This window comes from Enterobacteriaceae endosymbiont of Donacia simplex, assembly GCF_012568645.1.
Lineage (GTDB): Bacteria > Pseudomonadota > Gammaproteobacteria > Enterobacterales > Enterobacteriaceae.
Window position 1 is genome coordinate 189,326 of the sequence record NZ_CP046192.1, and the last position, 13,228, is coordinate 202,553.

The 13,228-nt window shown below is 21.1% G+C and carries 10 protein-coding genes and 2 tRNA genes; 2 read left to right on the plus strand and 10 right to left on the minus strand.

Annotation, left to right across the window (positions count from 1 at the left end; all coding sequences use genetic code 11):
• Window positions 1-165: 165 nt before the first annotated feature.
• The 6 genes from ilvC to GJU00_RS00935 form a co-directional block, all read right to left on the minus strand.
• Entirely contained in the window at window positions 166-1,653 is a 1,488-nt protein-coding gene (ilvC, locus tag GJU00_RS00910; protein ID WP_168893445.1) for a ketol-acid reductoisomerase, read from the minus strand.
• Window positions 1,654-1,901: 248 nt separating this feature from the next.
• Window positions 1,902-3,758, minus strand: a complete 1,857-nt coding sequence (ilvD, locus tag GJU00_RS00915) for a dihydroxy-acid dehydratase (protein WP_168893446.1) — start codon at window positions 3,756-3,758, stop codon at window positions 1,902-1,904.
• 35 nt (window positions 3,759-3,793) lie between these two features.
• Window positions 3,794-4,723, minus strand: a complete 930-nt coding sequence (locus GJU00_RS00920; protein ID WP_168893447.1) for a branched-chain amino acid transaminase — start codon at window positions 4,721-4,723, stop codon at window positions 3,794-3,796.
• Between the two features lie 45 nt (window positions 4,724-4,768).
• Complete coding sequence (gene ilvM, locus GJU00_RS00925; RefSeq protein WP_168893448.1) at window positions 4,769-5,002, minus strand: acetolactate synthase 2 small subunit; 234 nt, start codon at window positions 5,000-5,002, stop codon at window positions 4,769-4,771.
• Entirely contained in the window at window positions 5,002-6,675 is a 1,674-nt protein-coding gene (gene ilvG / locus GJU00_RS00930; RefSeq protein WP_168893449.1) for an acetolactate synthase 2 catalytic subunit, read from the minus strand. The genes ilvM and ilvG overlap by 1 nt, the downstream gene beginning before the upstream one ends.
• A gap of 148 nt (window positions 6,676-6,823) precedes the next feature.
• A tRNA-Trp gene (locus GJU00_RS00935) sits at window positions 6,824-6,896 on the minus strand.
• A gap of 266 nt (window positions 6,897-7,162) precedes the next feature.
• Here GJU00_RS00935 and GJU00_RS00940 point away from each other — a divergent pair.
• The gene (locus GJU00_RS00940; RefSeq protein ID WP_168893450.1) at window positions 7,163-7,912 is read left to right on the plus strand and encodes an FAD-binding oxidoreductase; all 750 of its coding nucleotides are present in this window, start codon (window positions 7,163-7,165) and stop codon (window positions 7,910-7,912) included.
• 26 nt (window positions 7,913-7,938) lie between these two features.
• Window positions 7,939-8,721: a triose-phosphate isomerase gene (tpiA, locus tag GJU00_RS00945; RefSeq protein ID WP_168893451.1), complete on the plus strand. Its 783-nt coding sequence runs from the start codon at window positions 7,939-7,941 to the stop codon at window positions 8,719-8,721.
• On the opposite strand, the gene lysS is transcribed toward tpiA, so the two are convergent.
• The 4 genes from lysS to GJU00_RS00965 all read right to left on the minus strand — a co-directional run bounded on the left by lysS (window position 8,707) and on the right by GJU00_RS00965 (window position 13,058).
• Window positions 8,707-10,227 carry a lysine--tRNA ligase gene (gene lysS / locus GJU00_RS00950; RefSeq protein WP_168893452.1) on the minus strand — a complete coding sequence of 507 codons (1,521 nt, stop codon included), beginning with the start codon at window positions 10,225-10,227 and terminating at the stop codon, window positions 8,707-8,709. The genes tpiA and lysS overlap by 15 nt on opposite strands.
• Window positions 10,228-10,244: 17 nt before the next feature.
• Window positions 10,245-11,346 (minus strand): peptide chain release factor 2 gene (prfB, locus tag GJU00_RS00955; protein WP_425482633.1). Its coding sequence is split into 2 segments (ribosomal slippage): window positions 10,245-11,279 and window positions 11,281-11,346, totalling 1,101 coding nucleotides; the frame shifts between segments, so codons are not numbered across the junction.
• A gap of 121 nt (window positions 11,347-11,467) precedes the next feature.
• A tRNA-Ile gene (locus tag GJU00_RS00960) sits at window positions 11,468-11,540 on the minus strand.
• A 66-nt stretch (window positions 11,541-11,606) separates the two neighbouring features.
• Window positions 11,607-13,058: a Do family serine endopeptidase gene (locus tag GJU00_RS00965; protein ID WP_168893454.1), complete on the minus strand. Its 1,452-nt coding sequence runs from the start codon at window positions 13,056-13,058 to the stop codon at window positions 11,607-11,609.
• Window positions 13,059-13,228: the final 170 nt, after the last annotated feature.

Here is a 13,228-nt window from a genome sequence, read left to right on the forward strand (position 1 = left end):
TATTATTTTATTATATAAATATTCTATATGAGAATTTTATATAATAAAATAAAATTTATAATTAAATAATAATTTTTTTAAAATAAAAAAAATCACTTATTATTAATTTTAAATAAGATTTAAAATAAATTACTCTCTTTATTTAATAAAAAGAGAGTAACTCTTTTATTTTTTAATATTAGTTAAAGATTTCATATGAATCATGTAATTTCTTAAAATATAACCTACTTTTTCAATAGGATGATTTCTAATATTATAATCTAAATCACGTAAATATTTATTGTTAATAAATTTATTTTTTATTTTTACAATACCTAAGTCTTCTGATGTAAGATTATTGATAAAATTTTTTAATAACGGGATAGCATTATTAGAAAATAAATAACTACCATATTCAGCTGTATTTGATATTACTTTATTCATTTCATATAATTTTTTTCTTGCAATAGTATTAGCTATTAAAGGTAATTCATGTAATGATTCATAATATGCTGATGCAGCAGATATACCAGATTCTATCATTAATTCAAATGATAATTCAATACTACTTTTAATAATAGCAATCATTATAATTCCTTTATCAAAATATTCCTGTTCTTCTATATTATTATTTTTAATATTTTTAGTATTTTCAAAATTATTATTTTTGTATATTTTTCTCCATTTTATTAAATTAATATTATTATTCTTCCAATCTTCCATAAGTTCTTTAGCAAATTTACCTGAAATTATATTATCAATATGTAATGTAAATAAAGGTTTTAATTTTTTTTTTAAAATTAATGATAATTCATAAGCACGTATTTTACTAATATTATTTAATCTATCCATCATTAAACTAATTCCTCCCTGTTTTAAAGATTCTGTAATATATTCCCACCCAAATTGAATTAATTGTGAAGCATATAATGGATCAATATTTAATTTTAATAATTTATCAAATAATAAAATAGATGTTGTTTGTAACATACCACATAATACTGTTTGTTCTCCCATTAAATCTGATTTTACCTCAGCAGAAAAAGATGATTCTAATACACCAGCTTTATGACTTCCAATTGAAAAAGCCCATGATTTAGCTATATTAAATCCATTAATATTATAATTTTTACTATTTTGATGAACAGCTATTAAAGCTGGTACACCAAAATTTCTTGTAAATTCTTCTCTTACTTCAGTACCAGGACATTTAGGAGCTACCATAATTACAGTAATATCTTTAGGGATATTTTCTCCCTCTTCAATAATATTAAAACCATGAGAATATCCTAATGTAGCTCCTTTTTTTATTAAATATTTAATATTTTGTAAAACATTATGATGGTTATTATCAGGAGTTAAATTAATTATTAAATCTGCCTCAGGTATTAATTCCTTATAAGAACCAATACGAAAATTATTTTTATATGCTCTTTGCCAAGATAAATTTTTATTTTTTATAGATTCTTTTTTTAATGCATAGGAAATATTTAGTCCAGAATCTCTCATATTTAATCCTTGATTTAATCCTTGAGATCCACAACCTATAATAACAATATTTTTATTTTTTAAATATTTTATACCTTCTATAAATTCTTCAAATCTCATTAATCTACATTTTTGTAAATTTTTTAATTTTTTACGAAAATTTAAATTATTAAAATAATTATTCATTTAGTAATCCTTTATTATAATAAAAATAAAAATAATATTTAATTAGTTTAATAAATATTTTGATAAAAAATTTATCAAATCTGAATAAATATTATTTTATTATTGAATTAAGAAACTGATATATATTTTATATTAAAGTTATTTTCTTATTGTTGTAACATATAATTAATTTTTTGATAAAAAAATATTTTATTTTAAAGTTTAAATTTTAATAATCTTTTTTTAATAAAAAAGAGTTTATTATTAATTTAATTTAATTTATCTTTATCTCTTACTGCTCCTTTATCAGCACTAGTAACTAAACAAGCATATGCTTTAAGTGCAAAAGAAATTTTTCTTTTTCTTTTTAATAAAGGTGTATATGCTAAATTACCTCTGTTTTTTTCTTCATTTCTTCTATTATTTAATTCATAAGATGAAATATCTAAATTTATAGATCTTTTTGGAATATTAATGTTAATAATATCTCCATTTTTGACTAAAGCTATAGTTCCTTTACTTGCAGCTTCAGGAGAAATATGACCTATAGATAATCCAGAAGTACCTCCAGAAAATCTTCCATCAGTAATTAAAGCACAAGTATTATTTAATTTCATTGATTTTAAATAAGATGTAGGATATAACATTTCTTGCATACCTGGACCTCCTTTAGGTCCCTCATATCTTATTATAATAACATCTCCAGGAAAAATTTTTTTATTTAAAATTGCATGTACTGCTGATTCTTGACTATCAAATACTTTTGCTTTTCCTTTAAAAATGAGTAGTTTTTTATTTACACTAGCAGTTTTTACAACACATCCATCTTTAGAAAGATTACCATATAAAACTGCTAATCCTCCATCTTTACTAAATGCATATTTATATGAACGTATACAACCTTTTTCCCGATTAATATCTAAATTATCCCACATTTTATTTTGCGAAAAAGGATATATTGTTTTTATATTACCAGGAGCTGATTGATAATAGTTTTTTATTTTTATATTTTTTGTAATTGTTATATCATATTTATTAATTGTTTCTTCTATTGTTAAACCTAATATATTTTTAGCATCTTTATTTATTAATCCTATTTTATTTAATTCTCCTAAAATTCCAATAACTCCACCTGCTCTATGAAAATCTTCCATATAAAATTTATTTGTACTTGGAGAAATCATACATAACCATGGTGTTTTTTTTGATAATTGATCAATTTTTTTTAAATTAAATGATACTTTAGTTTCTTGTGATAAAGCTAACATATGTAATATTGTATTTGTTGATCCACCCATTGCAATATCTAACATTGTTGCATTTTCAAATGCTTTTTGATTAACAATATTTTTTGGTAAAAAATTAATTTTATTTTTTAAATAATATTTTTTTGTAATTTCTACTATTTTATGAGCAGATTTTATACATAATTTTTTACGATTAATATGTGTAGATAATAATGATCCGTTTCCAGGTAATGCTAAACCTAAAGCTTCTACTATACAATTCATAGAATTAGCTGTAAACATTCCAGAACAAGAACCACAAGTAGGACATGCATTTAATTCAATATTTTTTATATATTCTTTTGATTTTTCTGATATTCCCGATTCAACCATAGCATCTACTAAATCAATTTTTTTAATTTTTGTAGTTCCTTTTATATTAATTTTACCAGTTTCCATTGGACCACCAGATATAAATACGGTAGGTATATTTAATCGTAAACTAGCCATTAACATTCCTGGAGTAATTTTATCACAATTAGATATACAAATCATAGAATCAACACAATGTGCATTTATAACATATTCTACAGAATCAGCAATAAGTTCTCTAGAAGGTAGGGAATATAACATACCATTATGTCCCATAGCAATACCATCATCTATTGCTATAGTATTAAATTCTTTTGGTACTCCTCCATTCTTTTTGATTTCATTAGCAATAATTTTGCTTAATGTTCGTAAATGTATATGTCCAGGCACAAATTCTGAAAAAGAATTAACTATTGCGATAATAGGTTTATTAAAATCTTCATCATTCATACCTGTAGCTCTCCAAAGAGCTCTTGATCCAGCCATATTACGGCCTTTTGTTGTAGTAAATGAACGATAATTAGGCATAATATTATTCTTCTTTTAAAATTAGTATAAAACTATTATTTTTTAATATGATCTAACCAATTCCATTTATCTTTTATTTTTCCTTTAAGTAAATATAAAAATTCTTTTTGTATATTTTTTGTAATTTCCCCTCTTTTCCCATTATTAATTAATATATTATCTATACTACAAACAGGAGTAATTTCAGCTGCTGTTCCTGTTAAAAATATTTCATCAGCTAAATATAAAGATTCTCTTAATATTAAACATTCTTTAATTTTGAAATTTAAATTTTTTGCTATTTTTAAAACTGAATCTCTAGTAATTCCTGGAAGGATAGATGAAGTAATTGGAGGAGTAAATAAAATATTATTTTTAATTTTAAATATATTTTCTCCAGCTCCTTCTGAAACAAAACCTAAACTATCTAAAGCGATACCTTCATCGTATCCATTACGACGTGCTTCACTTCCAATTAATAAAGATGATAAATAATTACCACCTGCTTTAGCTAAACTAGGTATCGTATTAGGTTTCATTCTATTCCAAGAAGATATCATAGTATGAATACCATTTTTTTTTGCATTATTACCAAGATAATTTTTCCATGGAAATGTGCTAATCATTATATCTGTATAATAATTTTTAGGAGGAGTGATACCTAATCCTACATCTCCTATAAATACTAAAATTCTAATATAAGCCTCATTAAGATTATTAATATTAATTAATATATGAACAGCATTCATTATTTCTTTTATAGTAAATTTTAACGGAAAGCGATAAATTTTAGCAGAATTATATAAACGAGTAATATGATCTTTATGACGAAAAATAGCAGGTCCTTTATATGATTTGTAACATCTCATTCCTTCAAAAACAGATGTTCCATAATGTAATGCATGAGTCATAACACTAATTTTAGCATCTTCCCATTTTATAATATCACCATTTAGCCAAATAAAATTTGCCTTTTTTATAGACATTATTATATTTCCTTATTATATGTAAAAATAATGTTATCATAAAATTTATGATATTATAACTACATCTAATACATCTATTAATTTTTTAATTTGATTAACTAAAAAATTAATAGATTTATAACTTTTTACTATTAATTTAAAATTAATATTTTTTAATTTATTTACTACATCAATATTTATTGTTTTAATTAAAAATCCTCTATGACGAATAATTCTTATTATTCTTTCACTAATGTCAGGACTAATGTTTGTTTTAATAAATAATTTATATTTTTTCATTAATCTTTCTCCATCATATTATCGTTACTATATCCTGGAGGAACTAAGGGCCAAACATTATCATATTCATTAATAGAAACATGTAATATATAAGATTTATTTATAAAAAAAATTTTTTTTAAACTTTTTTCAACTTCATTTGTACAACTAATACTATGTCCTGATATCCCAAAAGATTGAGCTAATTTTATAAAATCTGGATTATCATATAAAGTAGTTTCACTATATCTTTTACTGAAAAAAAGTTGTTGCCATTGTCTTACCATACCTAATCTTTTATTATCTAATAATATAATTTTTATAGGTAATTTTTTTCTTTTAATTGTACTTAATTCTTGAATATTCATTATAAATGAACCATCTCCTGTAATACATATTACATTGTTATGAGGTTTAGCAATTTGAGCTCCAATAGCAGCAGGTAAGCCAAAACCCATTGTTCCTAATCCAGCAGAAGTAATAAAATTTTTAGGATTAGAAAAAGTTATATGTTGAGCTACCCACATTTGATGTTGTCCTACATCAGTAGTAATAATAGTATTTTTATTTTTATTTTTATTTTTAATATCTGATAAATTTTTAAGTAAAAAAGGAGCGTAAATTTTATTATTTTTTATAAATAAGTTATATTTATAAGAATATTTTTTTTTAATTTTTTTTATATAATTTTGCCATTTTAATATATTTTGAGGTATTTCCAATAATGGAATTAAACTATTTAAATTTCCTAATAATTCAACTTGTACTTTACAAATTTTATTAATTTCAGCTGGATCTATATCCATATGAATAATATTTGCAGAAGGTGCAAATTTTTTTATATTTCCTGTTACTCTATCATCAAATCTAGCACCAATAGCTATTAATAAATCACATTTTTGTACAATATAGTTAGCCGCTTTACTTCCATGCATACCTAACATTCCTAAATAATATGGATCATTATTATCTATAGTTCCTAAAGCTTTTAAAGTTACAACTGTAGGTATTTTAGAATTTTTAACAAATTTTCTTAATGTTTTAACTGCATTACCTATATTAACACCACCACCTATATATAATATAGGCATATTAGATTTTTTTAATAAGTAATTAGCTTTAATAATTTTTTTTTTTGAAAATTTTAATTTTTCAATAAAAAATTTTTTTTTATTTTTTGATTTAATAATTTTTGGTAAATTAGATAATTGTATATCTTTAGGTATATCTATTAATACAGGTCCAGGTCTATTAGATAATGCTATAAAAAATGCTTTTTGTATTGTTGAAGATAAATCTAGTGATGAAGTAATTAAAAAACTATGTTTAGTACATGATAAAGACATACCTATAATATCAATTTCTTGAAAAGCATCAGTACCAATTAATGAAAGTGAAACCTGTCCTGTAATAGCAATAATAGGTACAGAATCTACCATAGCATCAGCAATTCCTGTAATTAAATTAGTAGCACCTGGTCCAGAAGTAGCAATACAAACTCCTACTTTTCCAGTTACTCTAGCATATCCAATCGCAGCTATAGCAGCTCCTTGTTCATGCCTACATAAAACATGTTCAATATTGCCATCATATAATGCATCATAAAGAGGCATAATAGCTCCACCAGGATACCCAAATACTGTTTTAACATTTTGGTTTTTTAATTCTTGAATTATACATTGTGCTCCATTCATATTTAAACCTCTTTCATTTTATTAGATAATATGCATAATTCAACGTAATTTATTGAAGTTTTAAAAATATGGTTTTTTTATTTTATTTGATATGCTATAAACTTTTAGAAAATTATTTAAATTTTAATATAAAATATATTTATATTTTCAGGGGTGGAGGGATTTGAACCCTCAACCATTGGTTTTGGAGACCAATATTCTACCAATTAAACTACACCCCTTTTCATATTAATATAAAAAATATATCTAATATTATCTAATAGTAAATTATTACTATAATTGATTCAATAAAAATTTATATAAATAAATATTTAAATTAATAATATTTTTTATAAACAAGATTAATAAAAAAATTAAATTTTACAAAAATATTTCTAAAATTTAATAAAAAATTTTTATTTATTAATTTTTTATATAATATATATGATATATATTATTTATGATATATTTTTTTAATAATATTATTATATTAAATAAAAGGTAAAACATGACAGAATGGAGTATTGGCAAAATAAAAAAAATAAAATACTGGACAGAAAATTTATTTAGTATTATTATAAATGCAAAAATTAATAATTTTTCTGCAGGTCAATTTACCAAATTAGCATTAGATATTAATGGTAAAAAGATACAAAGAGCATATTCTTATATCAATTCCCCAAATAATCAAAATTATGAATTTTATATTTCTAATATTAAAAAAGGAAAATTAAGTCCATATTTATATAATTTAAAAATTAATGATAAAATTTTTATTTCTAAAAATTCATCAGGTACTTTTATTTTAAATAATATTCAATCTTGTAAAAATTTATGGATGTTATCAACAGGTACTGGTATCGGTCCTTATCTTTCAATATTGCAGGATAAAGTTTGTTTTAAAAAATTTGCAAAAATAATTTTAATACATTCTATTAGATACATAGAAGATTTTAATTATTTAAATTTAGTTAAAAGTATAGAAAAAAATTATTATAATAAATTAATTGTTCAAATTATTTTAACTAGAAATACTAATATTAATAATTTTTTATATGGTTATATTCCTAATTTAATTAAAAATGGACAACTAGAAAAAAAAATTGGAATAAAAATTAGTCCTAGAAATAGTCACATAATGTTATGTGGTCATCCAGAAATGATACAACAAACACAAAATTTTTTAGAAAAAAATAGAGGTTTTTCTAAAAATTTAAAAAATCAAAATGGTAATATAACATCTGAAAGATATTGGTAAAATAATTTATTATAGAGAGGATAAAGATGAAAAAATTTTTAATTATTGCTAATTGGAAATTAAATGGTAATTTAAAATTTATTAATAAAAATATTAATTTAATTAAAGAAAATATAAATAATTCATTATCTTTTTGTAATTTATCTATAGCTCCTCCTTATATTTATATAAATCATATAAAAAATTTTTTAAAAAATACATCTATATCTTTAACAGCACAAGATGTTGATATTCATGTAAAGGGATCTTTTACGGGTGAAACATCAATTAGTATGTTAAAGGATGTTGGTGTTAAATATATTATAATTGGACATTCCGAAAGAAGATTATATCATAATGAAAATAATGATTTAATATCTAAAAAATTTATTTTAATTAAAAATAATGGCTTAATTCCAATTTTATGTTTAGGAGAAACAAAAAAACAAAAAAAACAAAATCAAACAGAAAAAGTTTGTATTCAACAAATTAATGATATAATTAAAAATAGTAATATTAATATTTTTAATAACACAATCATAGCTTATGAACCTATTTGGGCTATTGGATCAGGAAAAAGCGCTAATATTTATAAAATACAAAAAATTATTTTATTTATAAAAAAATATATATCATCATTAAATGATGAAGTAGCAAAAAATATACATTTTTTATATGGTGGATCTGTTAATTATTCTAACATAGAAACTTTTTTTAAAACAAATAATATTAATGGATTTTTAATAGGCAAAGCATCTTTAGAAATAAATAACTTTATATCTTTAGTTAAAAAATCTGAAAAAATAATAAGTCTATTAAATAGACCTTAACATTGGAAATAAAATTACGTCTCTAATTGATTTTGTATTAGTAAATAACATAATTAGTCTATCTATACCTATACCTAACCCAGCTGTAGGCGGTAATCCATGTTCTAATGCTTCTATATAATCTTGATCATAAAAATTTTTATTAATGTTTTTATCACTATTTATATCTTTTAAATTTTGTTGTTCTTGAAATCTTTTTTTTTGTTCTTCAGGATCATTAAGTTCAGAAAAACCATTAGCTATTTCCATTCCACAAATAAAAAATTCAAATCTATCAGCAAATAAAGGATTTAAATTATTATTTCTTGATAATGGAGAAATTTCAATAGGATATTCTGTAATAAATGTTGGTTCTATAATCTTATCTGAAATTTTTACTTCAAAAATTTCAGAAATAATTTTACCTTGACTCCAATTTTTATTTATTTTAACTTTTAATAAATCAGCAATTTGTATTAATTTTTTAGTATTTTCTAAATTTTCTAAAGAAAAATTAGGATAAAAATATATAATAGATTCTTTCATAGTTAATTTTTTAAATTTTTTATTTAAATCAAAAATATGATTATTATATTTTAAAAAATAATTTTTAAATATTGTTTTATATATTGTTTTAAACAATTTTTCAAATAAAATCATTAAATCTTGATAATCAGAATATGTTATATATAACTCCATCATAGTAAATTCAGGATTATGTTGAGTTGAAATTCCTTCATTTCTAAAATTTCTATTAATTTCAAAAATTTTATTAAAACCACCGATTATAAGACGTTTTAAATAAAGTTCAGGAGCAATTCGTAGATATATATTTTTATTATAAGTATTATGATATGTTATAAATGGTCTTGCTAAAGCGCCTCCAGGAATATTATGCATCATAGGTGTTTCTACTTCAATAAAATCTTGTTTATGCATAAAATTACGAATATTTAGTATAATTTGAGATCTTTTTTTAAAAATATTACGTGTTTTTTTATTAACAATTAGATCTAAATATCTTTTTCTATATTTTATCTCTTTATTTTGTAAACCATGATATTTATCAGGTAGTGGGCGAATTGCTTTGGTTAATAAATAGATTTTTTGACACAAAATAGATAAAATATTTGTTTTAGTTTTAAAAACATAACCAATTATACCTACAATATCTCCAAGATCATATTTTGCTAAAAATTTTTTATATTCTTTTAAAGAAATTCCATTTTGAGAAATGTAAATTTGTATTTTTCCATGATAGTCTTGAATATTAATAAAAGAAGCTTTACCCATAATTCTTAAATTTACTATACGTCCAGCAATATGAAATAATTTTTTTTTTAGAAAATGATTTTTATGACCATATTTTTTATATATTTCATTTAATGAAATATTAATTTTAAAATTATTAGGAAAAACTATATTATTATTGTTTCTTAATTCTTTTAATTTTTTATGTCGAAATTTTATTTCATTATTATTAATATTTTTAATATTATTATTAAATTTCTTTTTATTTTCAGACATAATAAATAATCCTATATTTATAAACCTAATTTTAAACTAGCTTGAATAAATTTATCTAAATTACCATCAAGTACTGATTGTATATCATTAATTTCAATTCCTGTTCTTATATCTTTAATTCTTGAGTTATCTAATATATAAGAACGTATTTGATACCCCCAACTAATATTAAATTTTTTTTTTTCTATTTTTTTTTGTTTTTTTTGTTTTTTTTTATTTTGTAATTCATATAATTTAAATTTTATTTGTTTCATAGCTTGATCTTTATTTTTATGTTGTGATCTATTATTTTGACATTGTGTTACTAATCCAGTTGGAATATGTGTAATACGTACAGCAGATTCAGTACGATTTACATGTTGTCCTCCTGCTCCAGAAGACCGATATACATCAATACGTAAATCTTCTAAATTAATAGACATATTAATATTTTCTTGAATTTCTGGATATATAAATGTTGATACAAAAGATGTATGTCTTCTTTTTGATGAATTAAAAGGACTTTTTCTAACTAAACGATGAATACCATTTTCAGTACGTAACCATCCAAAAGCATAATGTCCAATAATATGTAATGTGGATGATTTTATTCCTCCTATAATATCTCCAGGAGATTTATTTACTACATTTACCTGAAATTTTTTTTTTTCTGCCCATTTTATATACATTCTCATTATTATTTTTGCCCAATCTTGAGAATCTATCCCACCAGATCCAGCCTGTATATCAATAAAACAATTTTTTCCATCATTTTTTTTTACAAAAATTTTTTTTAATTCTAAAATATTTATTTTATTTTTTATATTAAATAATATTTTTATAGATTCTTTTAATATTTTTTTATCATTAGTATTAATAGCTAAATTAATTAATTCATTAATATCAATAATTTCTTGATTAATATCATCTAATGATGATAATAAATTTTCTATATTTGTTTTTTTTTTATTTAAAGAAAGTATATGATAAAAATCATTCCAAATATTAGGATTATTTAGTTTATTTTTTATTATTAATAATTTTTTTTGATATTTTGAATAATTAAAGAAACCCCCTAATAAAAATGTTTTTTTTTTTTATTTCTTTTAATTTATTTAGTATTAAATGGATTTCTAACATATTTTCCTAATTTTAAAATTTAAATAAAAATTAATTTTAATTGAATTAAAAATTACATTAAAATTAGTATTAATTTACTTAAAATTAACATGAACAAAAAAATATATATTTTAATAAAAACTGGCCCTTGTTGGATTTGAACCAACGACCTAACGATTATGAGTCGTTTGCTCTAACCACTGAGCTAAAGGGCCATTATCATTTTAATTATTATGTTATATTTTAAAATTTATTTCAATTAAATTTATATTTTTTTTTAATTAATTAAGTAGATAAAATCTTTCTTCTCCTCTAATAATATATAAGAGAATTAATATTGGATGTTGATCTAAAATTTCCTTAACATCTTGTATATTTTTTGTACGTTTCTTATTAATAGATAATATTATATCACCTTTTTTTAAACCTATCATTGCTGCTGGAGAATTAGGAATTACTTTTACAACTTTTACTGCATTTTTTTTAAATTTTTTGAAAAAGAAAATTTCTTTTTTTAAAATAATATTATTTAAATATCCTCCTTCTATTCCATAATACATAATATGTTTTTCAGAATAATTATTACAATAATCATTTAATTTTATATTTATTTTTTTAAAAAAACCTTTTCTTATAATTCCTAATCGAATAATTGTACCCCTCATTAGGGTACTTATTTTTGCTTTTAATAAAGTAAAACTATGTATTTTTTTACCATTTAATGTAACAATAATATCACCAGGTTGTAATTTATTGTTTTTAAATGATTCAGTTTTTCTTATAAAAATACCTTTACTTACATTAGAAGCATGCATAGCTTTAGCTATGTGAGAATCAAGATCTATTCCATAAATTCCTAAAGAACCTCTTTTAACTTTACCAAATTTAATAAATTGTTTAATTAAATTATTAATAGTATTGCTAGGTATAGCAAAGCCAATTCCAATATTACCTTCATTAGGAGTTAAAATAGCAGTATTTATTCCAATTAAATCTCCATTTAAATTAACTAATGCACCTCCAGAACTACCTCTATTAATTGCAGCATCTGTTTGAATAAAATTTTCAAAATTTTCAATATTAAGCCCTGTTCGTCCTAATCCAGATATAATTCCTGATGTAACAGTTTCTCCTAAACCATATGGATTACCTATTGCTATAGTATAATCACCAACTTTTAAATTATCAGAATTAGCTATTTTAATACTTTTTAAATTTTCTGTTTTATCTTTAATTTGTATTAAAGCTATATCTGTTTGTGGATCTTTTCCTATAACTTTAGCTTCATAAGTTTTTCCATTATTTAATTCTACTGAAATATAATTAGCATGATCAATAACATGATTATTAGTAATAATAAAACCTTTTTTCGAATTTATAATTACACCAGATCCAATTGAATGAAATTTTTGTTCAAGAATATTATTATTATTTCCACAAATAGGAGTATTTTCATATGGGGAACCTTCTTTACATAATGAAAAATTTTTGTTTAAATATTCTTGTATTTTAAAAGGTAATTGAAATTGTGTTATAAAAGTACTTCCTTGTACATTAATACTAACAACAGAAGGTATTACTTTTAATAATATTTTAGATAAACTTGGTAATGATTGATTACTATATTTTTTCGTTAAATTTAAAGGTAATAATTTAGCATTAACATTTTTATATGTTATAGTTATTAAACTAATAAAAAAAAGTATACAAAAAATTTTTTTTAATTTTTTCATAAAAAATCTCATAATATGATTTATTAAATAAAATTTATATAAAATTAATAAATTTAAATAAATTATTATTAGTAATAATAAATTTATATTAGTATTTATAATTTTATATAATTATATGAAGTATTTTGTTAAAATACAAAATATATAATAAATTTACATTTTAAAAAATT

Coding starts and splice junctions, on each gene's coding strand:
- GJU00_RS00920 (WP_168893447.1), bottom strand. CDS start 4,723: ATGTCTATAAAAAAGGCAAATTTTATTTGGCTAAATGGTGATATTATA.
- GJU00_RS00965 (WP_168893454.1), bottom strand. CDS start 13,058: ATGAAAAAATTAAAAAAAATTTTTTGTATACTTTTTTTTATTAGTTTA.
- tpiA (WP_168893451.1), top strand. CDS start 7,939: ATGAAAAAATTTTTAATTATTGCTAATTGGAAATTAAATGGTAATTTA.
- ilvG (WP_168893449.1), bottom strand. CDS start 6,675: ATGAATGGAGCACAATGTATAATTCAAGAATTAAAAAACCAAAATGTT.
- ilvD (WP_168893446.1), bottom strand. CDS start 3,758: ATGCCTAATTATCGTTCATTTACTACAACAAAAGGCCGTAATATGGCT.
- ilvM (WP_168893448.1), bottom strand. CDS start 5,002: ATGAAAAAATATAAATTATTTATTAAAACAAACATTAGTCCTGACATT.
- lysS (WP_168893452.1), bottom strand. CDS start 10,227: ATGTCTGAAAATAAAAAGAAATTTAATAATAATATTAAAAATATTAAT.
- ilvC (WP_168893445.1), bottom strand. CDS start 1,653: ATGAATAATTATTTTAATAATTTAAATTTTCGTAAAAAATTAAAAAAT.
- GJU00_RS00940 (WP_168893450.1), top strand. CDS start 7,163: ATGACAGAATGGAGTATTGGCAAAATAAAAAAAATAAAATACTGGACA.